A 26,022-nucleotide genomic window follows, 5' to 3' on the forward strand; every position below is an offset into this window, starting at 1 on the left:
ATTCGTAATTCCCTTTAAACATCTTCAACATGAGAATCATATCCTACAATGTGAATGGCCTCCGTTCGGCTATGACCAAAGGTTTTACAGAATGGCTGCAAACAGACCCCGCAGATGTCGTTTGCCTCCAGGAAATCAAAGCCCACCAGGACAACGTGGACTTCAAAAAGTTTGAAGAGCTGGGTTATGAACATTACTGGTTTCCCGCCCAGAAAAAAGGTTACAGCGGTGTTGCGGTTCTTACCCGCATAAAACCCGATCAGGTACACTATGGCAGTGGTCATGTCCAGAGCGATGCCGAAGGGCGTTTTATCCGCCTCGATTTCGGTAATCTGACCCTGATCAACACCTACTTCCCTTCCGGTACCAGCGGTGATGAACGGCAGACCTATAAATATCAGTGGCTGGATGAGCTTTCCGGACATCTTGATGAGCTGAAGAAAACACGGCCCAATCTGGTGCTGTGCGGAGATTACAACATTTGTCACAAGCCTATCGACATACATGATCCGGTGAGCAACAAAAACTCAACAGGTTTTTTACCGGAAGAAAGGGCCTGGATGGACCGTTTCTTTGAAAGCGGCTTTGTGGATACCTTCCGGCATTTTAATCCAAACCCGCACCAGTACAGCTGGTGGAGCTTCCGCGCCAATGCCCGGAACAATAACAAAGGCTGGCGTATAGACTATATCAACGTCACAGCTCCCTTGAAGGAAAAGCTGAAACATGCTACCATTTACCAGGAAGTAAAACACTCCGACCATTGTCCGGTATTCCTGGAACTGGCGTTATAAGCGGCTTTGACTCATTCAGACAGATGGATTTTTTATTGACAGATATACCATGATCATTTACAATGTTACAGCGAAAGTAGCCACAGATGTGCATCTACAGTGGTTACAATGGATGCAGGAAGAGCATATTCCTGCTGTATTGAGCACCGGTCTTTTCAGGGATTCCCGTATCTGCCGGCTGCTGGAGCAGGACGACTCAGAAGGACCTACTTATGTTATACAGTTCTTTACCGATAGTCTGGAGCACTACCAAACCTTCCAGGCAGTGCAGGCAAATACCCTGCGGCAAAGGGGTTACGACCTTTTCGGGGACCGTTTTATCGCCTTCCATACCGTTATGGAGAGCCTTTAATTGATGCTTAACAATTAAATTTATCCACAGGAAATTCACTATTTTCAAGGTGTCTGGACTTTGGTACAATAGTTGAAAAGGACTTGCGTTTAATGATAAAAAACCGGGAAAGTTGCTATGGGCCACAGTTCTGTGGAAACCTGCTAAAGTTTCACCCTTTAGCACTCAGGACCCCAATCAGCTGTAACCGTTACCAGTAGCGTTTTTCAGCCGATAAAAATTTCTATAAAAAAGTTGTAAAAAATTTGGTAATCTGATAAAACGCGCTATATTTGCTCACATCAAACATTTTTTCACTAGTTAAATCTTACTAACTATGAACAAAGCCGAATTAATCGACAAGCTTGCTAAAGACGCAGGTATCACTAAAACCCAAGCTAACGAAGCGCTGGATTCTTTCACCAAAGCTGTTGCTGACACCCTGAAAAAAGGTGGCAAAGTAACTTTAGTTGGTTTTGGTACTTTCTCCGTTTCCAAACGTGCTGCACGTAACGGTAGAAACCCACAGACTGGCCAGATCATCAAGATCAAAGCTAAAAAAGTTGCTAAATTCAAAGCTGGTAAAGCTTTATCCGACAAGCTCTAATCAGTTAGCACAACTTATTCAAGCAAGGAACAATCATGTTTCTTGCTTTTTTTTTATATGAAAGCCAGGCTGTAGACTATTTAAGCGAATTGGCGTATTTTGCAGCCTGATAACATCATTTTACAAAACCACAAATTTCAAATTATTTGTTATGGGTAGAGGAGATATTAAAACCAAAAGAGGTAAAATCTTCAGCAAATCTTTCGGTAAAGTTAGACCTGCAAGAACCAGGAAATCTGCTGCTGCAGCGGCTCCTAAAGCTGAGAAAAAAGCATAAAGATTTAGGCATTTAGATATTTAGGTATTTAGATATTGAAATGCAGCGAAGAACTGCAACGGATCAAATACCTAAATATCTAAATGCCCAAATGCCTAAATACTTAAATATCACGGTGCCAGTCTTTCTATCTTCCAGCTGCCATCTGCAGTAAGGGTATACAAAATACGGTCGTGTAAGCGGCTGCTTCTTCCCTGCCAGAATTCTATCGCCTCCGGCTTCACAATATATCCACCCCAGTAATCGGGCCTTTGAGGCGCTTCCTGTTCACATTTTGCGGCGACCTGTGCTACCTGCTCCTCCAGGAAGGTACGGCCGGAAATCACCTTGCTTTGCGGCGAAGCGATAGCTCCTATTCTGCTGCCCAGCGGACGGCTGTTGTAATACTCATTGCTGACAGCGGCAGCGGCTTTGGTAACGGTGCCCTCTATACGTACCTGTCGCTCCAGTTCGCGCCAGAAAAACAGCAACGTCACCCGGGGATTCTCCGCCAGCTCCTGTCCTTTACGGCTTTCGTAGTTAGTGAAAAACATAAACCCTTCTTCATTGAAACCCTTCAGCAATACGATGCGGGCGGAAGGACGGCCATCCGGCGTACTGGTAGCCAGTGTCATGGCATTAGGTTCATCTATCTCGCTGGTAAGGGCATCCTGCCACCATCTTTCGAATTGCTCCAGGGGACCAGGCGCTACATCACTCTCATCCAGGGAGGCCAGCTTATAGTCTTTTCTCAGATCAGCTACTTTCTGGTTCAACATGTTGTAAATATTTAATTGGTTTAAACCTGTAAACAAAGGTATGGAAGGATAATAGTAATTTTGGGCGACCTGATATAAATCATAGTATGAAAAGAGTACTCCTATTACTATTGCTGGCTGGCAGCCTGTTGCCTGCCTGTAATAGCGGCAAGCAAGAAAAGGCTAAAAGTGACAGCACTAGTATAGTGGTACCGCTGGCCAGCACCCCTTATTATTATACCCAGCTGAAAGGCGCCATAGGAGACCGGCATATCACCATGCAACTGATGAAAACTGCCCCTAACCTGTACCGTGGTTATTATTGTTATGACAGTACTGGCGTTCCCATTAGTATATGGGGCAGCCAGGATGCAGACCAGGTAAAGATTTACGAAGATAACAGCAACCGGGAGGAAGAACGTTTTTTCGGAGGCACGCTCAACGATGATGGTATCTTCAAGGGAGTATGGCATGGCGACAGCACCTCTTACCATTTTGAGCTGCATACAGATCTTCGGAAAGCACAGCAGTTACAGGTTTTCTACAGTGCCGATTCTATCAGACTGCTTCCCTCCTTTGCGGGCTCACCGCTGGGGCTTGCTTCCAATAGTATTATCTGGCCAGACTCCAGCACAGATAGTACCCTATCGGCATTTCTCCGCAAAGAGATCACCGGTGATGTACATATCAGCGATCCGCAGCAGTTTGTCAGAAGAGCCATTGATTCTTTTGTGACCAGTTATCGTATAGCCGCCAAAGATGCCGATACCAGCGATATAGCAGATGGACAGTCTGCATCCTGGAACTGGACTACCGAAAGCGATATGAAGGTAGTATGGAACACCTGGCCTTTGCTCGTGATTGAGAAGTATGCCTACGATTTTACCGGCGGAGCGCATGGCAACTGGGGAGCTACCTATCGGACGCTGGACCTCTCCAAACGCAAAGTGCTGACACCGGATGACTTCTTCAAACCGGGTTATAAGGAAGTGCTGTCTCCTTTGCTGGATAAGGCTTTCCGGAAGAAGTTCCATATAGATGAAGATGAGTCACTGGACCAGAGCCTGCTGGTAAAGACGATAGTACCCAATAACAACTTTATTGTTACCGGCAAGGGGGTTGCTTTTAGTTATGTACCCTATGAGATAGGGCCATATGCGTTGGGGCAGGTAACGTTGTTCATTCCGTTTACGGAGCTGAAGAGTATTATGAAGAAACAGTAACAGACAAGGATATTAAAAGACAAAGACCTGAGCGATGATGAACATTGCTCAGGTCTTTGTCTTTTAGAGAAAAAGTATCTTATCCTTTCACCAGGGTACCTACATTTTTGCCCATGATTACGTTCAGGAGGTTACCTGGTTTGTTCATGTCAAATACGATGATAGGCAGTTTATTTTCCTGGCAGAGGGTGAATGCTGTCATATCCATTACGTTGAGTGATTTCTGATATACTTCAGAGAAGGTAATGGTTTCGAAGCGGGTGGCGGTGGGATCCTTTTCGGGGTCGGCGGTATAGATACCGTCTACGCGGGTTCCTTTAAGGATTACATCGGCCTGTATTTCGATAGCACGGAGTGATGCGGCGGTATCGGTTGTAAAGTACGGGTTACCGGTACCGGCGCCGAATATAACCACGCGACCTTTTTCCACGTGGCGGATAGCGCGGCGGCGGATATAAGGTTCTGCGATTTGTTCCATTTTGATAGCTGATTGGAGGCGGGTATAGAGCCCTATTTTCTCCAGTCCGCTTTGCAGGGCCATTCCGTTGATCACGGTGGCGAGCATGCCCATATAGTCACCCTGGGCTCTTTCAATGCCGGTTTCGGCTTCATTCATTCCACGGTAGATATTACCGCCACCGATGACGATGGCCACCTGAACACCCAGGTCGGTAACAGCTTTGATATCGTAGGCATACTGGGTAATTACCTTATGATCAATACCATAATTTGCATCTCCCATAAGGGCCTCACCGCTCAATTTGAGCAAAATACGCTTATACTTTGGCAACATGACGCTATAAAATATTGTAAGATTGTGATTTGTAATGTAATTACGGTATCCTAAGATACAATTAAATGGCAAAAAGCTGCAAGGGAAAGCAAAATGTCGATGATTTTGTTGTATGCAGGAGTTATGCCGCCGACTGGATTTACAGTGCGCAAAAAAAAGGAGAGAACTGGTATTCTCTCCTTTTTAATAATATGATTGTATTAACCTAAAGCGATTCGCTTAAAGCTGTTTACTTTCAGGTCAGCATCTATTGATTTCAGGTAATCTGCTACGGATTTGTTGTTATCCTTAACAAAAGCCTGTTGCAGCAGGGTGCTTTCCTTGAAGAATTTGTTCACTTTACCGGCAGCGATTTTCTCAGCCATTTCAGCTGGTTTACCTTCTGCTTTTACCTGTTCAACAGCGATTTCTCTTTCGCGTGCGATTACGTCGGCAGGAACGCTGTCAGCATCAACAGCGATTGGGCTCATAGCAGCGATCTGCATAGCGATGTCTTTACCTACTTCTTCAGAAACAGGTTTAGAGAAAGCTACGAGTACGCCCATACGGTAGTTACCGTGGATGTAGGCAGTAACGCCACCAGCTTCTACGAATTCGAATTTATTCAGGGTGATTTTTTCACCGATTTTAGCAACCTGGTCGTTTACTTTATCAGCAACGGTAGCGCCATCCAGTTCAGCAGCGTTCAGGTCTTCAATAGTTTTGATACCTTTAGCCAGCGCCAGATCAACGATAGCCTGTGCAAATTTCACGAAGTCTTCGTTTTTAGCCACGAAGTCAGTTTCACAACCCAGACCTACTACTACACCGGATTTACCATCAGCAGCTACTTTAGCGATGATAACACCTTCTTTAGTTTCGCGGTCGGAACGCAGAGCAGCTACTTTTTGACCTTTCTTACGCAGGTAGTCTACTGCTTTTTCGAAATCACCTTCGCTTTCTACCAGTGCTTTTCTGCAATCCATCATACCCGCACCAGTTTGCTGACGCAGTTTGTTTACATCAGCTGCTGTAATTGTTGCCATGAGCTATATTGATTTAAGAGTATTAAAGTTTTGTTTCGGGATTTATTATTTAAAATGCAGCGAAGGGTGTCTTCGCTGCATTTTAAACAAAATATCAAGAGAATGTCGATTGATATTATTTACCGGCACCTGGTTTTCTAGGAGCACCGCCGCCAGCGTTGGCAGGACGACGTTGTCCACCACCTTGACCGCCACGGTTACCACCCTGGCCGCCACCACGGTTACCACCCTGGCCACCGCCACGGTTACCACCCTGGCCACCACCACGGTTGCCGCCACCCTGGCCACCGCCACGGTTACCGCCACCCTGGCCGCCGCCGCCTTGGCTTCTGCGACCTCTTTCACGGTCTTCACCGCCTTCTACTTCAAATTTGCGTGCTTTATCATCTGCTTCTTCTTCCTCTTCTACTTCTTCAGATTTTTCAGTAGCTCTTTCAGACAGACCTTCTGCGATTGCTGCGCAGATGTAGCTGGTGATGATAGCGATGGATTTGGTAGCGTCGTCGTTCGCAGGAATAGCGAAGTCAACTTTGCTAGGATCGGAGTTGGTATCAACCATACCGAAGGTAACAATGCCCAGACGTTTAGCTTCTGCCAGAGCAATGTGTTCGTGGCTGATATCCACCATGAACAGAGCGGCTGGAACACGTGCCAGTTGGGCAATACCACCCAGCACTTTTTCCATTTTCTCTTTATCACGGCTTAAAGTCAGACGTTCTTTTTTAGTGATGTTGTCGAAAGTTCCGTCCTGCAGCATTTTTTCAATGCTCTGCATTTTCTTCACGCTCTTACGGATAGTAGAGAAGTTGGTGAGCATACCACCTAACCATCTTTCAGTAACGAAAGGCATGTTGATGTTACGCGCAGCATCTGCTACGATTTCTTTCGCTTGCTTTTTAGTAGCAACGAACATGATCTTTTTACCGCTTTTTGCGATAGATTTCAGGGCAGCTGCTGCTTCCTGTAAACCTTCAACGGTTTTGTTCAGATCAATGATATGAATACCTTTCTTTTCTGCGAAAATATAAGGCAGCATTTTAGGATTCCATTTCTTCTTCAGGTGACCGAAGTGAACACCTGCCTCCAGTAACTGCTGCTGCAATGAGGTATTATTTTCCATGTTTATATTGCTCAATTAAAAGGATCAAATAATGTTTAGCGATAATGGCTAAGTACTCAAAATTAGCGTTTAGAGAACTGGAAGCTTCTTCTTGCTTTCGCTTTACCTGGTTTCTTACGTTCTACGCTTCTAGGATCACGTTTCAGCAGACCGGCTGCTTTCAGTGCGGGACGGAACTCGATGTTCACTTCGCACAGTGCACGCGCAATACCCAGTTTAATCGCTTCTGCCTGTCCTTTGATACCGCCACCCTGTGCATTGATCTTTACGTCAAATTTATCGAGCGCTTCGATGGTTTTGAAAGGGAGCTCCACCTGATTTTGCAGGTAGATCAAAGAAAAGTAGTTTTTATAATCCTTGTCGTTAACAGTAATGTTACCGGTACCCTTGTTGATATACACGCGGGCAACAGCTTCCTTACGACGACCTATTGTATTTTTTTGCTTTTCCATGTATCAGAGAAAAATTAGAAAGTTAATGGTTTTGGTTTCTGCGCTGCATGAGGATGCTCTGTGCCGGCGTATACAAACAGTTTTTTGTACATTTTACGACCGAGACGATTTTTAGGCAACATACCTTTGATCGCCTTTTCAATCATTACCTCTGGACGGCGACGGATCAGATCCTTAGCCAGTTCTACTCTCTGACCACCTGGGTAACCAGTGTAGTGCATGTATTCTTTTTCCGCCATTTTATTGCCGGTCAAAGCGATTTTCTCCGCATTGATCACGATGATGAAATCACCACAATCAGTATGAGGCGTATAGTAAGGTTTGTTTTTACCTCTCAGTATGGCTGCCATCTTCGCACAAACTCTTCCGAGCGTCAGGTTGGTAGCATCTACTATATGCCAGTCGCGCTTTACGTAAGCGTCGTTAGCTGATTTAGTTTTAAAGCTTAATGTGTTCATTGTTGTATACGATAAAAGTTACGTCTTGTAAACAATCCCCTGTTGTGGGGAGTGCAAAGGTACATTCCGCATTTTTAATAACCATACATTTTAGTTCTTTTTTTACAGCATACCTTTGCAATTGATTGATTTTCAATAAAAATTTTGTATAAAAGTTATTAACACAGAACTGTAACGCATCTGATGATGCTGATGCACCTGATGAATAAAGATAAACCGAAGACCCATTGACCGTTTTGTCAATGGGCTCTCTGAATAATTCAAAAAACATCAATGCATTTATAATTAACTATATACACATTGTAGATATTTAACACTTTAATGAGGAATTTTATATATCTGTATCTGGCAATGCATAAGTATGCATGAACTATCAGGAACATCCGCAGCAGCATCCTCATCACCGGTTCCGGTCCCGTGCGCCCATATATATAAGAATATACTGGAACAGGGTAGCCAGAGAGGCCAGTGCTGCCACTACATAGGTCATCGCTGCCCACCAGAGAGCATCTTTGGCCTTATCGTGTTCCTGTGGCTGCATCACCTGACTCCTGTCGAGCCATGCCAGTGCACGGCGGGAAGCATCAAACTCCACGGGCAGGGTAATCAGGGCAAAAACCGTGGTAATACCAAAAAGGATAATACCCCCCAATAATAGCTGAGGAAAGGTGTTAATCAACAGGATTCCGGCCAGTAATACCCATTGTACCAGAGAGGCACTGAACTGCACCGCCGGCACCAGCCGGGAACGGAGCCCCAGCCAGGGATAGGCAGCAGCATGCTGTACCGCATGGCCACATTCATGGGCTGCCACCGCGGCGGCAGCCACATTAGCGCCCTCATATACGTCCGGGCTCAGGTTGACCGTTTTATTGGCCGGATTATAGTGATCTGATAAAAATCCATCAACAGACAATACCTGCACATCGTAAATATTATTATCCCGCAGCATCTTTTCGGCAATCTGCTTCCCGGTGAGTCCGGATGAAGTAGGTACCTCGCTGTAGGTCCGGAACTTGCTTTTTAAAACGTAGCTTACAAGAAAGCTGATCCCCACAAAAATCAGCGAAACAAACATGATTCCTGGTGTCATACTTTATGAAATTTGGTCTTAAACAGGCACAAATATCCGTCCAGACACCCCGTTTTAAGTTTTATTTAAGACTTTTCCTGACAACCCTGTCTGTCTCTTCCCTCGCACAAATTTAACACTGCCATTTTGTCTATTTTTCGTAAAAAAGCATGAAAATACGGCCGGTTTGGCAGCCGGAAGCCCACATCTTATGTTAATTTTTTCATATGCAAAAATCATCAACATCAACCCTATTTATCAACATTTTACGAGTTGCCAATGAAAGTAATATTGGACAAAACAGCGCCTGAAACAAGCGATGGCAGCCACTTTCTTACATTACGAAAATCAATCAAAAGTTATTCACATCAATTAAATAAACTTTTTTATTCTGAAGCCATTTTGTAATTTAGACCTGAATTTAATGGGTTAGTAAGTAGAAAGAGTCAACGGAATCTTCCGTTTGGCTCTTTTCTCTTTTAAAGACTTTCTTCCCTCCTTTTTAACCCCTCTTTTAACATTTCAACCCCATATTTTTTAAAACCACTTACTTTGTAACTCCTGTTTAAAAATTTTATGAGTAAGATAAGAACCGCTTTTTTTTGCCAGCAATGTGGATACGAATCCGCCAAATGGAATGGTAAATGTCCTAGTTGCGGACAATGGAACACCTTCGTGGAAGAAAGAGTCCAGAAAGACATTCCCGGCAAACAACAATATGAATGGAAAAACAACGACGGCCCCAACGGCCGCACACAGAAAATCATTAACCTCTCTGAAGTTATCACCAACGAAGAAAAACGTTTATTAACTCCCGACAACGAATTAAACCGTGTGCTCGGAGGCGGTATTGTAGCCGGTTCACTCGTACTGGTAGGCGGTGAGCCAGGTATCGGCAAATCCACGCTGTTCCTGCAGAATGCCCTTCAACTGAAAAACACTAAAACACTTTATATCAGCGGTGAAGAAAGTGAACAACAGATAAAAATGCGGGCAGACCGCATCCAGAATTCCAACGAACAGTTTTATCTGCTCACTGAAACGTCTACACAGACCATCTTCTCCGAAATCAAAAAACTACAGCCTCAGCTGGTGATCGTAGATTCTATTCAGACACTGCATACCCCCCTGATAGAATCCGCTCCCGGCAGCGTATCCCAGATCAGGGAAACGACCGCCGAGCTGCAACGCTTTGCCAAAGAGAGTAATATCCCCGTCTTTCTCATTGGTCATATTACCAAAGATGGTTCCATCGCAGGCCCTAAAGTACTGGAGCACATGGTAGACACCGTATTACAGTTTGAAGGTGACCAGCATTATGCCTATCGCATCCTGCGCACCATCAAAAACAGGTTTGGCTCTACCGCCGAACTGGGCATCTATGAAATGACCGGCACGGGGTTAAGACAGGTTACCAACCCTTCTGAAATACTCATCTCCCAGCGTGACGATCTGCTGAGTGGTGTGGCTATTGCTGCTACCATGGAAGGCCTTCGCCCGTTGCTCGTAGAAGTACAGGCTCTGGTCACCCAATCCGTATATGGCACGCCGCAACGTACCGCTACCGGCTTTGACCTGCGCCGCCTGCAGCTGCTGCTCGCCGTACTGGAAAAACGTGGTGGCTTCCATTTCGGCGTAAAAGATGTTTTCCTCAATATCGCCGGTGGCTTACGGGTAGAAGATCCGGCCATTGACCTCGCTGTGCTTTGTGCTTTGCTCTCTTCTTATGAAGATAACGCCATCGCCAACAAAATATGTTTCGCCGGTGAAGTAGGACTGAGTGGTGAAATACGCGCTGTCAACCGTATCGAACAACGCATTGCAGAAGCGGAAAAGCTGGGCTTCCATAAAATATTTATCTCCCGTTATAACAAAAAAGGAATCGATCTCAGTAAATTCAACATAGAGGTAATTCCTGTAGGAAGAGTGGAAGAGGTATATCAACAGCTGTTCTGATATTCCATACATATAATACTGACCCAATGTTTACCCGTTTGTTATCCCCTTTGTTACAATTATTTTATCCGCATTGCTGTGAGATATGTGGTGAGGAGCTGTCTCCGACGGATAACCTGTTGTGTCTGCACTGCCGCGACAACCTCCCTGTTACTAATTTTCACCGCTATGAAGGCAATCCGGTAGCGCATATTTTCCGCGGACGCCTGGATATTGCCCATGCCACAGCCGCCTATTACTATAGCCAGTCATCCGGATTGCAGCTGCTGATACATCACTTCAAATACCGGCAGCGAAAAGACATTGCTACCTGGCTAGGCACCCAGGCCGGTTATATGTTGCGCGAATGCAGCTGGATAACGGAGATAGATATGCTGGTACCGGTGCCACTGTTTCCCCGCAAGGAAAAACAGCGCGGTTACAATCAGGCTACCCTGCTGGCCACTGCTATGGCCGGTGTGATAAACATGCCAGTGTTACCGCGGGCATTGGGCAGACTGCAGTATACCGATACACAAACCAGGAAGAGCCGGATCAGCCGCTGGGATAATGTAAAAGATGTATTCAGGGCAGACCCCGCATTACTAACGGGCAGGCATGTACTTTTAGTAGATGATGTAATCACTACCGGAGCCACTACCGAAGCCGCTGGTCGTGCCTTGCAGGAGGCAGGCGCAACGGTAAGTATCAGCTGTCTGGCCTGGGCTTTCGGCTAACAAAAAGTTAATTCAATTTATCAACAGGGATAATTATCTTTACACCGGCGTTGACTGCCACGCGCCATTGCGTTTCAAAAATCTGATTCACCCCTCTAAAAATATTTTTATGTTTAAAGCGGCCTTACTTTCAGTCCTTCTTTTCTTTGCTGGTCCACGTATCTACGATTTCAAGGTGGATAGCCTTGATGGAAGCAAGATTGACTTCTCCCGCTTCAAAGGCAAAAAAATCATGATTGTCAATACAGCCTCTCTTTGTGGCAATACCCCACAATATGCAGCGCTGGAAAAAATATACCAGAAATATCAGGGCAAACTTGTGATCATAGGTTTCCCGGCGAACAATTTCGGTTCGCAGGAACCCGGCAGCAATGCTGAGATCAAAACTTTTTGTACCAAACAGTATGCGGTTACCTTTCCAATGGCCGCCAAGATATCTGTAAAGGGAGATGATATCCATCCTCTGTACAAATGGCTGCTGGAAGAAAGCAAGGCCAAACACCTGGAACCTGCCGACGTTAAGTGGAATTTCCAGAAGTATTTGCTGGATGAAAAGGGAAACCTCGTAGCTGTGTTTTCTCCCAAAACACAACCGGATGCACCTGAAGTAATTGCTGCTATCGAGAAGTAGCCATTACTTTTTTTACTCCTTTTACCAACTTAGTGTAATAAAAAGTTACACGCCTGCGTATATACTTATACGTTAGTGCGCCTGTGTCATTACAACAGTGGATATATATAGTACATGAGAAACCGACATTCCGTAGCCCTGAGGAAAACCGCTATTCCGGTTTTCATGGCATTTGTATTGTGCCTGGCCGCCTGTCAGCAAGACATCGAGACTCCAGTTCTTTCCTGTCCGGAAATAACTATTACGGGCACCGTACAGAACACCACCCGCCCTATGAACCTTAGCACCAGCACGCTTTTCCGGCAACAGCTGGATAGCGGTGGTACCAAAGTACTGAGTATGGAAGCGCTGAGCGACAGCTTTAAACTGGTCATCAACCTGGTAGATGGTCCCTATCCGGACGCCACCATTGGTAACGACAGCCTTAAACTGAAGACCTACGTGTATTCCAAAACAACCCGGCAGCAGAACGGTCTGGTAGTAGCAGCCATCTACAACTCAGGAAGCTATACCTATTTAAACACAGACACCTCCAGCATTACGCTGGACTTCATTAACACCAAACTGAAGAAAGTAAGCGGACACTTCTATTTTGAGGCTTCCGGGCACAAGGTGACCGGCTCCGGTGTATTCCGGAATGCATGTTATGTGACGTTACATTAATCATGGATTACCCCCTTTTCAGTATCTTGCGACCATGCTTTTCTCTGAAATTATAGGACAGGCAGCTGCCCAACAACAACTGATTCAATCCATACAACAGAACCGGCTCAGTCATGCCATGATACTACTGGCGCCTGAAGGGGCCGGCGGACTGCCCTTGGGGCTGGCCTTTACCCAGTATCTTGTGTGTGAAAACAAACAAGCACAGGATGCCTGCGGTCAATGTCCGGCATGTCTGAAAGCATCCCAACACATACATCCCGATATTCATTACTCCTATCCGGTCATTCCCCGGAAACCGGGAGATAAACCTGTCAGCACAGACTATATTTCCGAATGGAGGGAGTTTGTGGCGACTAACCCATATGGTAATGCCTATGACTGGCTGCAGTTTATCGGAGCAGAAAACAAACAGGGTAATATTACAGCCAGCGAATGCCAGGACATCATCCGCAAACTGAACCTCAAAAGTTTTGAAAGCGGCTACAAGATCCTGGTGATGTGGATGCCGGAGTACCTGGGCAACGAAGGCAACCGCTTGCTGAAGCTGATCGAAGAGCCTCCTGCCAACACGCTCTTTATTCTGATTGCCGAAAATCAGGAACAGATCCTGGCTACCATCCTGTCACGCACACATCTCATCAAAATAAATCCCCTTCAACGGGATGAAATGGAAAAAGCCCTGATGGAAAGGGCCAAAGTGCCTGCCGCCAGGGCCCGGCAGGTTGCCACTATCACCGCCGGCAATTACCGGGAAGCGATCTTCCTGCTTCAGAACTCAGACGATGATTATCACGAGCTGCTGCGTAACTGGCTCAACTACCTGTTTACAGGTAACCGGGTAGCGTTGCAGGAATGGATAGAAGGAATTTCCAGCGCCAAAACAGGTCGTGAAAATCAGAAACAGTTCCTGCGGTATTTTATCAACCTGCTGGAACATACGCTGCGGTTACGGTACCTCGACAAGGCACAGCTGGCATTTTCAGATGAAGAGGTGGACTTTGCCACTAAACTTTCAAAGCTGGCCGACCTGGAGCAGACTGCACAGATTGTGGAAACACTGGATAATGCCTATTATCATATTGAGCGGAATGCCAATGCAAAAATGTTATTTCATGCACTGTCTATCAAGCTACAATATATATTCAAAAAGAAACCTATACCAGTTCTGTAATAACCGGAAAGCCGCTCTCCTCTTGTCATGGCATTTCCTTACCTTTGTTAGCTCCGGTCTTTTTGTTTTTCTGCAAGGAAAAGCGTATTTTAAAGGATTGGAATAACCTGAAATGCTTATTTATAAAATTTAAACTAATTATTAATATGGCTTGTGCCGGATGTGGTACGGGTGTGGATGGAAAGCCGTCAGGATGCAAGAGTAATGGAGGATGCAGCACGGGAGGTTGTAACAGACTGAATGTATTTGACTGGCTGTCCAATATTCCACTTGGCGATAGCTTAGCACCATTTGATATTATAGAAGTGAGTTTCAACAATGGCAGTCGCAAGGACTTCTACCGTAATGTTACCAAACAGCTTTTTGATAAAGGCGAGATGGTGACTGTAGAAGGTGTAAGCGGCTTTGATGTTGGCACAGTAAACCTTACGGGCGAACTGGTAAAGCTTCAAATGAAGAAAAAGCGTGCGGAAGACACCCCCGATATCAAAAAAGTTTTACGTCGTTCGAGTAACGACGACCTTCAAAGAATGGCCGATAATAAAGCCCGCGAAAAAGACGCCCTGATAAAATCCAGGGCCATTGCACGCAACATGGGGCTCGAAATGAAACTGGCCGAAGTGGAGATACAGGCTGATGGCCGTAAAGCCACTTTCTTTTACACAGCAGATGACCGTGTCGATTTTCGCGAACTCATCAAAGTATATGCTTCTGAATTTCGGGCCAAGGTGGAGATGCGCCAGATAGGCGCCCGCCAGGAAGCCGGAAAAGTAGGTGGCATCGGCAGCTGCGGCAGGGAACTTTGCTGCGCTACCTGGCTGTCAGACTTTAAAAGCGTTAACACCACTGCCGCCAGATATCAGAACCTGTCTATCAATCAGGCCAAGTTATCCGGTCAGTGCGGACGCTTGAAATGCTGTCTCAACTACGAACTGGACACCTATCTGGATGCCCTGAAAGAATTCCCGGACGATGTAGATACCATCGAAACTGCCGCTGGCGTTGCCAATCTGCAGAAAAGGGACATCTTCAAGAGCCTGATGTGGTATTCCTATGAAGGCAGCAACAAACAATATCCGCTTACTATCACCAGGGCAAGGGAAATCCGTCAGCTTAACCGGCAGGGTATAAAACCCGACGAACTCAAACCGGTGGAAGTCATGACTGCCAAACCGAAAGAAGCCGACCTTGGCTTTGCCGATGTAGTAGGCCAGATCAGCCTGAAATCGCTGGAAAAAACTGCGCAGAAACGCAAACAAAAAGATAAAGACCGCCAGAAACAACAAAAACCAGGCGGTGAACAAAAACAACAGGGTGGCGGTCCTAAAACCGAACAAAAGCAGGAACCCAAACAGGCAGCTCAACGTCATGAACGCCACGAGCGCCATCACCCTGAACGTAAAAACAAACAGGAAGGCCGTGGTAAACAAGGTCCGGGACAGCAGGGCGGTCAGCCAAAACAAGGCCGCGAACAGCAACCCCGGCAGGAACAAGGCCCAAAACCTTCTCAAAACCAGGGCCAGCAGGGACAAGGCGGGCAAGGCGGACAACCCAAACAAGACCGTCGCCCACCCCGGCATAAACCAAGGCCCAACCAGCCCAATAACAATAACAAATCTTAAAAGCATAAAAAAAAGACAACCGTAATGGTTGTCTTTTTTTGCTTAATTAAGTAGATATATAAAATAAAAGGCCGCCCAGATGAGGCAGCCTTTGTTAACAATTGGTTTTTGCTTATGAGAAAAACTTAAAAAATATTGTGATCATCTCTCTCACCAATTCAACAACACGGCTACCTGTGGCCTCTACCGCTTATGTCTCGTTTTCAAACATCAGCTTATAGTAGTTCAGGTTTGTGGCTTCATCGAAACCGCGTTCAATCATTTCGCGGTTACCATGAATATAAATATGAAAGTTGCGGTCCAGCTTCAGGATACTCTTAAATACCTTCTGTTGTTTCTTCACTGCTGGCGCTGATATTTCAAATTCGTCAGGGATCTCCTGCTGATAAGTTTGCTGGTATTCGTTCCTGTATTCCTTAAATGATGCAATCGCGTCGGGATGGCCCAATACCTCCTGTGCAAAATCTTCCAGCTGGAACTGCTCTTTCTCCTTAAAATAGGCGGCTGATTTATTTAACAGATCTACCTGGTCTACACGGTCCATTTCATATTCGGTTGGCAGCTTGTTGTGAATAAACTGTTTGCACATATTCACGGCAGTTTCCGTCTGATGGTAGCTGTCTTCACGGCGCTGCACCTGTAAAAACGCGTCTTTCCAATATACTGCTTCCGTTTGTTTGCTGATACTGTCAACTATACTGACCTTATATCCGTTATCCTCTTCTGTATTAAAGATCAGACATCCTTTGTCAAGCTTATTGATATTAATACCATCCTCATAATTTACCTGATAGTTCTCATCAGATAAAAACACTTTCAGATAGGTATCCCGATTTTCCGATTTGAATATGCCAATGGCTGCTACTTCCTCCCCATCAACCTGACACTTGCTAAAGTAGGCTATATAAAGCTCTCCCCCCTTAACTTTTGGATGGGTGGAATGTTTATATAGATGTTTGGCGATATTAACAGACTGCTCCTGAAATTCATTCTGGTCAGTAAATATACGGCGACAATATTGAAATATTTCATTCAATTGTAAATCTGCCTCATGATAAAACCGGAAAAACTCCGCTGCATTGGTAAAAGGCTGTATAAAATAAGTAATCAGCAGCTGGGCGATGGTCTCATCTTCCAGCTGTAATGGCGCCTTGGAACAAAGAAGCGGTTCCTCGTTAGCTGAGTTGCCCACCTTATGGATCGTAAGCTGTGAAAGGTCTTTAAACTCCGAAACGTGAATCATGGGCGCAAAATTAAGAAATAAGTTGACAGTCCCCTAGCCTCTCCATCCCTGAAAAAACACCGCAGTCCACCACCACCCGCTCCCAGGGATATACATTAAAAAATCACTAATTCTTGTTTAACTTAACCCTTCAAATATTCTAGCTCATGAAAAAATACCTGTTACTCCTGGCTATGGTGGCCGGTCAGCGCCTCCCTTCTCTGGCCCAATCTGCCCACCCCCTCTATGAAGCCAGAGACCTGACTGCCGAAAATATGTTCTCTGTCAACATTGAAGGCCCTAACTTTGATAAAGCCGGTAATTTTTATGTTGTCAACTTCCAGAAAGATGGTACCGTCGGTAAAATCAATACCAAAACCGGCGAGGGCGAAATATTCATCACACTCCCCGAAGGCAGCGTAGCCAATAGCGTCAACTTCAACAGCAAAGGTGATATGCTCCTCCCCGACTTCAAAGGACATAACATACTGATCGTCAACATGAAGACGAAAAAAATCAGTGTTTACACCCATTCCGATAAATTCAATCAGCCCAATGATCTCTGCATCAATAAAAGAGATCAGATCTTCGCTTCCGACCCGGCATGGGCCAGCAACGGCGGCCAGATCTGGCGCATCGATCCCAACCGCCAGCCCGTACTCCTCGAAACCGGTATGGGCACCACCAACGGCATCATACTGAGCCCCGACGAAAAAACACTCTACGTTAACGAAAGCGTACAACGTAAAGTCTGGAAATACGATGTTGATAAAGCCGGTAACGTCTCCAATAAAACCCTCTTCACCTCCTTCCCCGACTACGGCCTGGATGGCATGAAATGCGATGAAGCTGGTAACCTCTACATTGCCCGTTGGGGCAAAGGTGTTATCGCCATATTCTCTCCCAAAGGTGAACTTATCCGCGAAGTTCCCCTCAAAGGCAAACAATGCAGTAACCTCATCTTTGGCGGCAAAGACCGCAAAACGGTTTATGTGACATTGCAGGATAGAAAATGTGTGGAGATATTTAACCGATAAAAGCAAAGGGCCCATTGATATGATTCAATGGGCCCTTTGCTTTTATCTTCGCTCATCAGGAGCATCAAAAAAACAGCATTTATCAGCGGTTCGGTTTGATGAGCAGTAACCAGCCTTTGTTTTTCGTCACTGGTATTTTTGCGTCCTTGCTGAATACCTGACCTTGCTGAAAATTGCGTATGTCCGGCGCCGTTATAACAGCTTTGGCGGGATCTATTCCCAGTGCCTTCCAGTCGATGGACAGCTGGATAGTGGTATCTTCTTTAGCCCAGCTGGCCAGGGATATCAACACAGCACCATCTTTTTTATAAATAGTAGCCGGCACCAACGGGTTATTGGTTTTAACAGGATTGTTGTCTACCCAGTATCCGATCATCCGGGTTCCCTGCATACCAAAATCATCCCATACTTTCCAGATAGGGCGCGGATCTGCATTATCAGACCAGGGCATGCGGTTGGTCATGCCATATACCATACCCCGCCATGGATTGCCTCCATCCTGCAACATCTCTCCCATCAGACCAAAAGGAATACCGCTGACTTCCGTCAGGAAGAAGTCGGGGCTATTGTTTTCATAATCGAAATACTCACCAAACCAAAGCCTGTTCAGGTAAGGGAAGTGTTCCATATACAACATAGCGCTGTTGATAAAACCATCCGATTTGTTGTACTGATTGGCAGAGTGAAGGTCGATGATGCCCGGATGTCCGCTCTGGGTAAGCACCCGCTTGATACGTTTCATCGTCACCCTGTCAAAAGCCACATCATCCAGGTAAATACCATCAATACCCACATTTTGCACCAGCCAGTTCATTCCTTCCACATAGTAGTTATGCCAGCGGTTCATACCACTGTTGATGATGGCTGCATCTTTAAACTCCGGCACAAACCACGCAGCAATATAATCGCTGTCAACATGTTCCTGCAGCCAGGAGAAGCCACCTCCCTTACCCGGGCTGTATACCTCATGTCCCAGACTGCGGAGCGGGAACGTCTCCCAGGCATGATTGGAAAGCTCACGCACCGTATTATAGATTTTTACTTTCAGCCCTTTGCTGTGCGCCACATCAATATAGTCCTTCATCTTCTTCCATTCGATGAACGGATAGTTGATCCATGGATTGATATCATTACCGTGATGGATATTGACCACAGTAGCACCGGTAGCTTTGATGCTGTCCAGGTTATTGTACTTGTGATAAAAGCGGGTGCTCCACTGAAAATCGGTGTTGATCGGGTGGAAAGGAGTAATAATCAGGTGGAAGTTGAAATACAGGGTATCGCCTTTGTGCAACGTACGTTCGCCACTGTAACAGTTTGCCAGTATCGCCTTTCCTTTTTCACCGATAGTGATACCGCCTTTGTCACCATTACCCCAGGAAGCGGGTAACAACAGCGGTTTCTGGAGATAGAAGTTGGTATTGAGCGGACGCACATAATGTTGATCCCGGAGGGTGAACTGAAGGCCGGCGTTCACATCACCCAGCCAGGCCCCATCCTGGTTTTTATGTTGTACAACCCATTTCCAGTCGATTTTCTCCGGGCGCAGCCCACCTTTCTGATTAAGGCCCATCATATATTTCGCGGCACCTTTTTCAAACGGCAGGTGAAGGGTAATATCTTTCAGGGCTATATCTTCCAGTGCCAGCACTTTTACGATATAGTCCACAGAGCCGTCAAATTCCAGTGAAGCCTGTACATCCATTTGCAGGCCAGTAGTGGTGTTGGTGGCTTTCCAGCTGATCTTTCCGGCATCTTTGGCGATGAGCTGCCAGCCATTGCTCTTCCATTTCAGGTCCTTTCCATCGGCAGCAGCAATGAAGTGAAAATGTACCGGTTCTGTAAAGATGTTCTTCGCCTCTGAAGACAAGGAAGTCATTTCCGGTGTAAAGAAAGTTTGTATCTGTGCGGGGAAACCATCTTTATGAATACCCATCTTACGGCCCAGGAGACTGATCACGCTATCTTTTATTTCCAGTGGTGTGTAAGGGGCGATCACTGTATTTTCCTGTGCCATGGTGGAGTTCAACCACTTCAGACGGGTCTGTTTCCAGGGTTCATTAAATCCACTGTTGACTGCTGTTTTACCTGTTACCGTGAGATTAAGCCTTATCGGCATGGCAGGCATGCCGTCGGGGTGGATGGTAGCCACTCCTTTATAAAGGCCTGGTGCGGCGCTGGCAGGCACGTCTATGCCACACCACATGGCCTGTATCGTTCCGGCAGGCACCTCTACTTTAGCGGTAAATGGTTTAGCGTCGTAGGTAGTACCGTTGGTATTGATACAATTGAGTTGTGCAGCCGGGATAGTTTTACCGTCAGCTGTCTTCAGATCGTTGAAGGTAATGGTAACGTTTTTCAGTGTTTTCAGCGCGTAGATGCCCAGCTGGAAAGCGTAATACTCACCTTTGTCAGCCTGGCCGGAGAAAGCCTGTGACGGCCCTTGCTGTATCCAGCGCTGGGGAAGATCCTTCGTCATTTTGATGGGGAAGGCACGGTCTTCCGGGAAAACCAGGTAGCCGGCACCGGGGTGTTTCAGCAGCAGCTGTTTTTCTTCAGTCGCTGTGGCAATCACTTCCATCGGATAAAAGGAATTGAAGGTATCGATAGCTTCCAGCTCACGCAGGGTGGCATTGGGTTTTGGCGGAATGACCGCTGTTTTTGCCCAGCTATTGCCTGCAGCGGTTTCTGGTGTCAGATACACTCCTTTAGGGTAATTGGACCTTCCTTCATTTTTATAAGGCAGATAATAGATGTAATATGTTCCCTTGCCGGATGCGGCTTCAAAGAGAATGTCGCCCTGTTCGCGGTTGATGGCCAGCGGCAGCACGTTGTCTATTTTCTTTTTCGTTTGTGCGTCCTGGATGATGATACGTTTCTGTTCCGGGTGTTCGTCGCGACGGCGCCATGGGATGACTACACGGGCAGTTCCGGCGTTTCCGTTGAAGTTGACTACGGCGCGGTGATTTCCGAGGGAGTCGGCGTCCCAGCTGTTGTTACCGGCAGTATACTTCACCTGCTGCGCCATAGCGGCGCCGAGAAAGGAAAAGGTAAATCCTGCCAGCATCAGTCCTTTCCGCACCAGGCGGAGATGGTGATTGCTCTGATACATGTAAGAGAATAGTTTTTATTTTTTCATTGTGTCACTGCGGGGCTGAATTTACGCAGGAAACCTGTTTTTTCCCTGATTATTATTATAAATGGAAAAGCCCCGCTGGGCGAGGCTTTTCTGTATTTTTTACTGAATCGGGTTCTGTACCAGGTTGGGGTCCAGCAGGATTTCCGATTCGGGAATAAAGTGTACCACTCTGGCATCGGTGTATTTCACTGTCTGCGGGTGGTCTGGCTGTACGCCCGGATAATCACGGAAAAGGTTTTTGTTGTTCCGGAAAAGGTCGAATACACGATGTGTTTCAAAGGCCAGTTCCAGCCTGCGCTCGTCCAGTACCACGTCCAGCACAGTAGTATATCCCAGCATATTGCTGGAAGAGAAGAGGGCATTACCACTCAGACCGGCTCTGGTGCGGATGATATTTACATCACTCAATGCCGCAGCATCATTACCCATCTTGGCATTGGCTTCCGCCCTGATCAGGTACATTTCCGCCAGCCGCAGTACTACAGGCGAACTCAGTGTAGGTACGTTGTCCTGATTGGAGTACTTGAGGATATACCATTTATTGATTCCGTTACGTTTTGCCATCACTTTCACACCATTTGCGTCCAGAGAATCCTGACCGTTCTGGTCTTTCAGGTATACTGGTTGCACAAAGGCATGCCTTACATCTTCCGGATGTTTGTCGAGCAGTGCGCGATAAGCATCAGAGGCATATATCTCCCCATATCCTTGGCCACCCGGAGACATATAATACATGGAACCGATGGAGCTCCATGTCCGGTCGTCCTGCAGGGTGTGATGGATGGCAAAGATTGTCTCTTCATTATTCTCATTGCTTTTGGCAAAGTACCGCGGAAGCTCTCCGGTGCTCACCAGCTGGTATTTTTTACCATAGGTGATCACAGAATCTGCATAGATAGCAGCAGAGTCGTTGCGGCCCATATACAGATACGTCCGCGCCAGCAGCGCCATGGCAGCGTTTTTGGTGGCATAACTGTTGGCATTATCGTTGTTCATCAGTTTTTTGGCACGTGACAGATCTGCCACGATCTGTGCATATACCTCTTTTACCGTATTACGTTTAGGCATAGCCGTTATATCATATTTGGTGATAACGGGAACGCCTAAATTAGTTTCCGGACTTTGAGCATAAGGCCGTCCAAAGGATCTTACCAGACCGAAATGTACAAACGCGCGGATGAACAAGTTTTCCCCGATCAGTTCATCAATAGCGGCGGATTTACCTTCAGGCATTACTTCCAGTAACCGGTTGCAGCCATTGATCGCTTTGTATCCCATACGCCATATCTGCCTTGTATTTCCCTGATTGGTGATATGCCCGTAGGTATAAGAATAAAACAACGGGTCGGTAGTAGCACCACTCAACGTTATATCATCACTTGGAAATTCACCCATCTGAAAATAGTTGCGGGTAAAATCCTCTTCCTTCAGCAAAGCATAGTTACCGGCAGTAGCAGCGGGCCATTTGGTTTCATCCTTCAGAATGCCATCATCGGGAATAGCACTATAAGGTTCTTTATTCAGTGAGCAGGACGCAGTGAGTGCTATCAGCGAGAGTCCTGCAAAATATTTTGATATCTGCTTCATAATAATTTTCGTTTTTGCGCCCTGTTAAAAATTGATTTCCAGTCCGGCAAACCACTTGGTACTCATAGGATATTTAGTACCATTAATACCTCTGTCGTCCACTTCCGGATCAATGCCGGAGAATTTGGTAAGGGTCCACAGGTTATCACCACCAACAGACACCCGTACGTTGTTTATGCGGGCGCGGTCCAGCCATTGTTTAGGCAGTGAATAACTCAGGTTCACATTCCTCAGACGGAGATAACTACCATTCTCCAGGAATCTGGAAGATGGTTTGTGTGCATTCTTGTTGCCGCCGATTTTATACTTCGGATGGGTAGCAACATCACCAGGGTTCTGCCAACGGTTCCAGCCTTTATCGAGCTGCATCATGTTGTAGGTATAATAAGCGCCGTCGTTGTCCATCAGCTCACGGGTGCTATTGTATACGTCATTACCCGATACAAAAGCCAGGAAGGCTGATAACTGGAAGTTTTTATAAGACCATACGTTGCGCATACCGCCAAAGAATTTAGGCGTTGCAGTACCCACCACCTGAAGGGTAGCCTCGTTATAGTTGCTGGTAGTGGTGCGTGTAACCTTTCCTTCAGCATCTGTTGTAAGCTTTTCCCACATTGGATTACCATTGGCCGGGTCTACGCCTGCCCATTTACGCATATAGAAGCTGCGCATATCCTGGCCTTTCTGCAAAATGAAATAGCCACTCAGCGGATCGGTGATATAACTTTTTCCACCATAGAGGTCCTGTACACTGTTTTTGTTGAAGCCGATATTGAAATCTGTAGTCCATTTAAATTCCCCTACGAAGTTATCAGTACTCAGGTTGATTTCTATCCCTTTGTTCCTGACACTACCTACGTTTTGAGCGATGAAGCTATAGCCAGCGGTACCAGGCAGCGGTACGTTGAACAGCAGGTCTTTGCTGTCTTTCTGATACAGGTCAACTGTCAGGTTGATACGGTTAAACAGCCCGAGATCAAAACCGATGTTGGTATTGTAGGCTTTTTCCCAGGACAGGTTAGGCACATTGTAAACGCCTGGATATGCACCAGGGAATCCGTTGTACTGTGTATTGATGGCATATGCGCCGATAGCAGCATAGTCGCCGATTTCAGCATTACCCGTAGTACCGTAGCTGGCACGTATTTTCAGGTTGGTAATAGCCTTGATTTGTTTGATAAAGTTTTCTTCGGAGGCAGCCCAGGATGCACCAAACGCGTAGAAGTTGCCATACTGCTGGTTAGCGCCGAATTTGGAAGAGCCGTCTCTTCTGAAAGAAGAAGTGAAATAGTATTTGTAGTTGTAGTTATAGTTGGCCTGAATAAAATAAGAGTTGAATGCGCGATCAGTTTTACCTCCGCCAATAGACATGGGGGAAGAAGTGGCACCCAGTATATCTTTACCAGCGAGAATACCCTTTCCTTTTGCGTTGATGCTGTTCAGGTTGACCTGCTGGAATTCAGCGCCTACCAGTCCATCGATATTATGTACCTTATTGATGGTGTAACGGGCCTTCAACAGGTTGGAACTGATGTACGCGGAAGAATCCTGGTAATAGTTATACAGGTTACCCCGATCATCTGAACCAGCGGAAGTTCTCACGTCACCATTACTTTCATTGCGGTAATGATAATACTGCGCACGGTTGGTGGTGCTGAAAGACAACCATTTGGTAATGTCGTATTCCAGTTTCAGCAATCCTTCGAGTGACTGTCTTTTATTTTTATCGTAGTTGTATTGCTGATCATACAGGAAGTTGGACATATCACGGCCATACCAGTTGGCAGCTTCCAGTGGGTTCACGGGTTTGCCTTGCTGATCGTAGGCCTGGTCCCAGGGCAGGTTGGTGTAATACTGGTACAATGATCCACCGGAATTGTCCCGGTCTGATTGCTGGACACCCGCGAAATTAGCGCTGACACGGAGTTTTTCCGTGATGTTATGATCGATGTTCAGTCTTGCGCTGAAACGCTCTACGCCTGTTCCTTTCAGGATACCATCTTCTTTGTAGTAGTTACCACCGAGGTAGAACTTTGTTTTTTCGTTGCCACCGCTGGTAGAAAGTTCATAGTTCTGGTTGGAAGCATTCTGGAAGGCGAGTTTTTGCCAGTTGGTATTGATGCCTTTGAGAGAAGGGTCCAGGCTTCTGCCTGCTGCAGTTTGCAGGTCATAGAGCTGAGCACCATCCATCAGGTGGAAATGGCCGGTATTGAGCTGGGCGGTTCCCACGTTGGTACGGAAATTCACCTGTGTTTTACCCGCTTTACCTCTTTTAGTGGTGATGACCATTACACCATTGGCAGCACGGGCACCATACAATGTGGTAGCTGCTGCATCCTTGAGAACGGTCACGGTTTCGATATCGCTGGGGTTGGGCAGGCCACCGATGATACCGTCTACCACTACCAGCGGAGCGTTACCGGCAGTGAGTGTACCATTGCCACGGATACGGATTACAGGAGCAGCAGCGGGATCGCCGGAGCTATTGCCAACGAATACACCACTTACTTTACCCTGCAGCATTTTATCTACGCTGGTAGCCTGTACATCCTTCAGTTTGGCACCACCTACTGACTGAGCTGAACCAGTAAGGTTTTTAACAGTAGTGGTGGTATATCCCATTACTACCACCTCTTCCAGTTTTTTAGTGTCGCCTTCGAGCTTCACATTAATTTCAGTCCGGTTGTTTACGGGCACTTTCTGCTGCACATATCCCATAAAGGAGACAATGAGCATACTGTTGCCGGAGGGTACCTGTACGGTATAGTGACCGCTGGCATCCGTTACAGCACCACCTGTAGCGCCTTCTATGGTAATGGTAACACCTGGCAGTGGCTCATTGGTAGCCGCATCTGTCACTCGTCCGGTGACTTTCATCTGCTGGTTGTTAACAGGAGTGATCACCACCAGGTTGTTTTCCAGTACCCGATAAGTAACATTGGCGCTGGAAAGCAGCTGACTGAGGACATCATTTATTTTTTTGTTTTTTACATCGACAGAAACTGACCTGTTGAGGTCAGCGAAGTTTTCGTTGTAAAAAAAGCGATAGCTGCAGGAGTTTTCAATAACCTTGAAAACTTCACGGACAGTTTTGTTTTCTACGTGTAATTCACTGATTTTTTCCTGAGCGGAAATGGTAGCAGATACTTGCAGGATACTTCCGAAAATCAGCAACCCCGTCATTCTCATCATAAGCAATGATTTTCGCCTGGGGCAAAGAAATGCCGCCAAGTTTAGAGTGGATTTCATAAACTTGTATAGATTTTAGTTAAACGATTAATTACGGCAGGCTGCCCGTCGCAAAGGCAGTATGCCCAAAAGTGATTTTCGTTGGGTTGGGGTAAGTCGCATTACCCCAATTTTTTTCAGTTGTTCTTACTGTTCAT

At 46.2% G+C, this 26,022-nt stretch carries 23 protein-coding genes; 12 read left to right on the top strand and 11 right to left on the bottom strand.

All coding sequences use genetic code 11. The features are described 5' to 3' along the window. Positions 1 to 29 precede the first annotated feature (29 nt). The 4 genes from KD145_RS18550 to KD145_RS18565 all read left to right on the top strand — a co-directional run bounded on the left by KD145_RS18550 (position 30) and on the right by KD145_RS18565 (position 2,009). Positions 30 to 794, top strand: a complete 765-nt coding sequence (locus tag KD145_RS18550) for an exodeoxyribonuclease III (RefSeq protein WP_212000661.1) — start codon at positions 30 to 32, stop codon at positions 792 to 794. Between the two features lie 49 nt (positions 795 to 843). Further along, entirely contained in the window at positions 844 to 1,146 is a 303-nt protein-coding gene (locus KD145_RS18555; RefSeq protein WP_212000662.1) for a DUF4286 family protein, read from the top strand. Between the two features lie 316 nt (positions 1,147 to 1,462). Further along, the gene (locus KD145_RS18560; RefSeq protein WP_012788562.1) at positions 1,463 to 1,732 is read left to right on the top strand and encodes an HU family DNA-binding protein; all 270 of its coding nucleotides are present in this window, start codon (positions 1,463 to 1,465) and stop codon (positions 1,730 to 1,732) included. A gap of 151 nt (positions 1,733 to 1,883) precedes the next feature. Then, positions 1,884 to 2,009 (top strand): 30S ribosomal protein THX, encoded by a 126-nt coding sequence (locus KD145_RS18565; RefSeq protein WP_212000663.1) that lies wholly within the window; start codon positions 1,884 to 1,886, stop codon positions 2,007 to 2,009. 110 nt (positions 2,010 to 2,119) lie between these two features. Here the strand turns inward: KD145_RS18565 and pdxH are convergent, their stop codons facing one another. Beyond that, positions 2,120 to 2,767 (bottom strand): pyridoxamine 5'-phosphate oxidase, encoded by a 648-nt coding sequence (pdxH, locus tag KD145_RS18570; protein WP_212000664.1) that lies wholly within the window; start codon positions 2,765 to 2,767, stop codon positions 2,120 to 2,122. An 86-nt stretch (positions 2,768 to 2,853) separates the two neighbouring features. Between pdxH and KD145_RS18575 the strand changes: the two genes are divergently transcribed. After that, complete coding sequence (locus KD145_RS18575; RefSeq protein WP_212000666.1) at positions 2,854 to 3,969, top strand: DUF3298 and DUF4163 domain-containing protein; 1,116 nt, start codon at positions 2,854 to 2,856, stop codon at positions 3,967 to 3,969. 79 nt (positions 3,970 to 4,048) lie between these two features. Here KD145_RS18575 and pyrH read toward each other — a convergent pair whose 3' ends face one another. The 6 genes from pyrH to KD145_RS18605 all read right to left on the bottom strand — a co-directional run bounded on the left by pyrH (position 4,049) and on the right by KD145_RS18605 (position 8,910). Then, complete coding sequence (gene pyrH / locus KD145_RS18580) at positions 4,049 to 4,762, bottom strand: UMP kinase (RefSeq protein ID WP_212000668.1); 714 nt, start codon at positions 4,760 to 4,762, stop codon at positions 4,049 to 4,051. 200 nt (positions 4,763 to 4,962) lie between these two features. Then, positions 4,963 to 5,787 carry a translation elongation factor Ts gene (gene tsf / locus KD145_RS18585; protein WP_212000669.1) on the bottom strand — a complete coding sequence of 275 codons (825 nt, stop codon included), beginning with the start codon at positions 5,785 to 5,787 and terminating at the stop codon, positions 4,963 to 4,965. A 115-nt stretch (positions 5,788 to 5,902) separates the two neighbouring features. Then, positions 5,903 to 6,907 carry a 30S ribosomal protein S2 gene (gene rpsB, locus KD145_RS18590; RefSeq protein WP_212000670.1) on the bottom strand — a complete coding sequence of 335 codons (1,005 nt, stop codon included), beginning with the start codon at positions 6,905 to 6,907 and terminating at the stop codon, positions 5,903 to 5,905. 62 nt (positions 6,908 to 6,969) lie between these two features. Next, positions 6,970 to 7,359, bottom strand: coding sequence for a 30S ribosomal protein S9 (rpsI, locus tag KD145_RS18595; protein ID WP_212000671.1), 390 nt, complete (start codon positions 7,357 to 7,359; stop codon positions 6,970 to 6,972). A 14-nt stretch (positions 7,360 to 7,373) separates the two neighbouring features. Beyond that, entirely contained in the window at positions 7,374 to 7,817 is a 444-nt protein-coding gene (gene rplM, locus KD145_RS18600) for a 50S ribosomal protein L13 (protein ID WP_212000672.1), read from the bottom strand. 400 nt (positions 7,818 to 8,217) lie between these two features. Continuing rightward, a complete protein-coding gene (locus tag KD145_RS18605) occupies positions 8,218 to 8,910 on the bottom strand; it encodes a zinc metallopeptidase (protein ID WP_212000673.1) in 693 nt (230 codons plus the stop codon). A 555-nt stretch (positions 8,911 to 9,465) separates the two neighbouring features. Between KD145_RS18605 and radA the strand changes: the two genes are divergently transcribed. The 6 genes from radA (at position 9,466) to KD145_RS18635 (ending at position 15,651) form a co-directional block, all read left to right on the top strand. After that, a complete protein-coding gene (gene radA / locus KD145_RS18610; RefSeq protein WP_212000687.1) occupies positions 9,466 to 10,845 on the top strand; it encodes a DNA repair protein RadA in 1,380 nt (459 codons plus the stop codon). Between the two features lie 26 nt (positions 10,846 to 10,871). Next, positions 10,872 to 11,561: a ComF family protein gene (locus KD145_RS18615; RefSeq protein WP_212000689.1), complete on the top strand. Its 690-nt coding sequence runs from the start codon at positions 10,872 to 10,874 to the stop codon at positions 11,559 to 11,561. 109 nt (positions 11,562 to 11,670) lie between these two features. Continuing rightward, entirely contained in the window at positions 11,671 to 12,192 is a 522-nt protein-coding gene (locus KD145_RS18620) for a glutathione peroxidase (RefSeq protein WP_212000691.1), read from the top strand. Between the two features lie 114 nt (positions 12,193 to 12,306). Then, positions 12,307 to 12,855 (top strand): hypothetical protein, encoded by a 549-nt coding sequence (locus tag KD145_RS18625; RefSeq protein ID WP_212000693.1) that lies wholly within the window; start codon positions 12,307 to 12,309, stop codon positions 12,853 to 12,855. Between the two features lie 34 nt (positions 12,856 to 12,889). After that, the gene (locus KD145_RS18630) at positions 12,890 to 14,029 is read left to right on the top strand and encodes a hypothetical protein (RefSeq protein ID WP_212000695.1); all 1,140 of its coding nucleotides are present in this window, start codon (positions 12,890 to 12,892) and stop codon (positions 14,027 to 14,029) included. A gap of 146 nt (positions 14,030 to 14,175) precedes the next feature. Then, the gene (locus KD145_RS18635) at positions 14,176 to 15,651 is read left to right on the top strand and encodes a regulatory iron-sulfur-containing complex subunit RicT (RefSeq protein WP_212000697.1); all 1,476 of its coding nucleotides are present in this window, start codon (positions 14,176 to 14,178) and stop codon (positions 15,649 to 15,651) included. Positions 15,652 to 15,841: 190 nt separating this feature from the next. Here KD145_RS18635 and KD145_RS18640 read toward each other — a convergent pair whose 3' ends face one another. Continuing rightward, positions 15,842 to 16,894 (bottom strand): nucleoid-associated protein, encoded by a 1,053-nt coding sequence (locus KD145_RS18640; protein ID WP_212000699.1) that lies wholly within the window; start codon positions 16,892 to 16,894, stop codon positions 15,842 to 15,844. A gap of 146 nt (positions 16,895 to 17,040) precedes the next feature. Here KD145_RS18640 and KD145_RS18645 point away from each other — a divergent pair, with 146 nt between their 5' ends. Beyond that, complete coding sequence (locus KD145_RS18645; protein WP_212000701.1) at positions 17,041 to 17,910, top strand: SMP-30/gluconolactonase/LRE family protein; 870 nt, start codon at positions 17,041 to 17,043, stop codon at positions 17,908 to 17,910. 82 nt (positions 17,911 to 17,992) lie between these two features. Here KD145_RS18645 and KD145_RS18650 read toward each other — a convergent pair whose 3' ends face one another. The 3 genes from KD145_RS18650 to KD145_RS18660 form a co-directional block, all read right to left on the bottom strand. Further along, positions 17,993 to 21,022 carry a glycoside hydrolase domain-containing protein gene (locus tag KD145_RS18650; protein ID WP_249219437.1) on the bottom strand — a complete coding sequence of 1,010 codons (3,030 nt, stop codon included), beginning with the start codon at positions 21,020 to 21,022 and terminating at the stop codon, positions 17,993 to 17,995. 126 nt (positions 21,023 to 21,148) lie between these two features. Next, positions 21,149 to 22,636, bottom strand: a complete 1,488-nt coding sequence (locus tag KD145_RS18655; RefSeq protein ID WP_212000703.1) for a RagB/SusD family nutrient uptake outer membrane protein — start codon at positions 22,634 to 22,636, stop codon at positions 21,149 to 21,151. A gap of 24 nt (positions 22,637 to 22,660) precedes the next feature. Beyond that, on the bottom strand, positions 22,661 to 25,828 hold the full coding sequence (locus KD145_RS18660; protein WP_212000704.1) for a TonB-dependent receptor: 3,168 nt from the start codon (positions 25,826 to 25,828) through the stop codon (positions 22,661 to 22,663). Positions 25,829 to 26,022: the final 194 nt, after the last annotated feature.

The sequence above is a fragment of the Chitinophaga sp. HK235 genome (assembly GCF_018255755.1).
Taxonomy (GTDB): Bacteria; Bacteroidota; Bacteroidia; order Chitinophagales; family Chitinophagaceae; genus Chitinophaga.

Excerpts from the sequence above, each read along its gene's own strand:
- tsf (WP_212000669.1), bottom strand. The coding sequence starts at position 5,787 with ATGGCAACAATTACAGCAGCTGATGTAAACAAACTGCGTCAGCAAACT.
- KD145_RS18575 (WP_212000666.1), top strand. The coding sequence starts at position 2,854 with ATGAAAAGAGTACTCCTATTACTATTGCTGGCTGGCAGCCTGTTGCCT.
- KD145_RS18565 (WP_212000663.1), top strand. The coding sequence starts at position 1,884 with ATGGGTAGAGGAGATATTAAAACCAAAAGAGGTAAAATCTTCAGCAAA.
- KD145_RS18560 (WP_012788562.1), top strand. The coding sequence starts at position 1,463 with ATGAACAAAGCCGAATTAATCGACAAGCTTGCTAAAGACGCAGGTATC.
- pdxH (WP_212000664.1), bottom strand. The coding sequence starts at position 2,767 with ATGTTGAACCAGAAAGTAGCTGATCTGAGAAAAGACTATAAGCTGGCC.
- radA (WP_212000687.1), top strand. The coding sequence starts at position 9,466 with ATGAGTAAGATAAGAACCGCTTTTTTTTGCCAGCAATGTGGATACGAA.
- rplM (WP_212000672.1), bottom strand. The coding sequence starts at position 7,817 with ATGAACACATTAAGCTTTAAAACTAAATCAGCTAACGACGCTTACGTA.
- KD145_RS18655 (WP_212000703.1), bottom strand. The coding sequence starts at position 22,636 with ATGAAGCAGATATCAAAATATTTTGCAGGACTCTCGCTGATAGCACTC.
- KD145_RS18650 (WP_249219437.1), bottom strand. The coding sequence starts at position 21,022 with ATGTATCAGAGCAATCACCATCTCCGCCTGGTGCGGAAAGGACTGATG.
- KD145_RS18635 (WP_212000697.1), top strand. The coding sequence starts at position 14,176 with ATGGCTTGTGCCGGATGTGGTACGGGTGTGGATGGAAAGCCGTCAGGA.
- KD145_RS18630 (WP_212000695.1), top strand. The coding sequence starts at position 12,890 with ATGCTTTTCTCTGAAATTATAGGACAGGCAGCTGCCCAACAACAACTG.
- KD145_RS18550 (WP_212000661.1), top strand. The coding sequence starts at position 30 with ATGAGAATCATATCCTACAATGTGAATGGCCTCCGTTCGGCTATGACC.
- KD145_RS18605 (WP_212000673.1), bottom strand. The coding sequence starts at position 8,910 with ATGACACCAGGAATCATGTTTGTTTCGCTGATTTTTGTGGGGATCAGC.
- KD145_RS18660 (WP_212000704.1), bottom strand. The coding sequence starts at position 25,828 with ATGATGAGAATGACGGGGTTGCTGATTTTCGGAAGTATCCTGCAAGTA.
- KD145_RS18620 (WP_212000691.1), top strand. The coding sequence starts at position 11,671 with ATGTTTAAAGCGGCCTTACTTTCAGTCCTTCTTTTCTTTGCTGGTCCA.
- rpsI (WP_212000671.1), bottom strand. The coding sequence starts at position 7,359 with ATGGAAAAGCAAAAAAATACAATAGGTCGTCGTAAGGAAGCTGTTGCC.
- rpsB (WP_212000670.1), bottom strand. The coding sequence starts at position 6,907 with ATGGAAAATAATACCTCATTGCAGCAGCAGTTACTGGAGGCAGGTGTT.
- KD145_RS18640 (WP_212000699.1), bottom strand. The coding sequence starts at position 16,894 with ATGATTCACGTTTCGGAGTTTAAAGACCTTTCACAGCTTACGATCCAT.
- KD145_RS18625 (WP_212000693.1), top strand. The coding sequence starts at position 12,307 with ATGAGAAACCGACATTCCGTAGCCCTGAGGAAAACCGCTATTCCGGTT.
- KD145_RS18555 (WP_212000662.1), top strand. The coding sequence starts at position 844 with ATGATCATTTACAATGTTACAGCGAAAGTAGCCACAGATGTGCATCTA.
- KD145_RS18615 (WP_212000689.1), top strand. The coding sequence starts at position 10,872 with ATGTTTACCCGTTTGTTATCCCCTTTGTTACAATTATTTTATCCGCAT.
- KD145_RS18645 (WP_212000701.1), top strand. The coding sequence starts at position 17,041 with ATGAAAAAATACCTGTTACTCCTGGCTATGGTGGCCGGTCAGCGCCTC.
- pyrH (WP_212000668.1), bottom strand. The coding sequence starts at position 4,762 with ATGTTGCCAAAGTATAAGCGTATTTTGCTCAAATTGAGCGGTGAGGCC.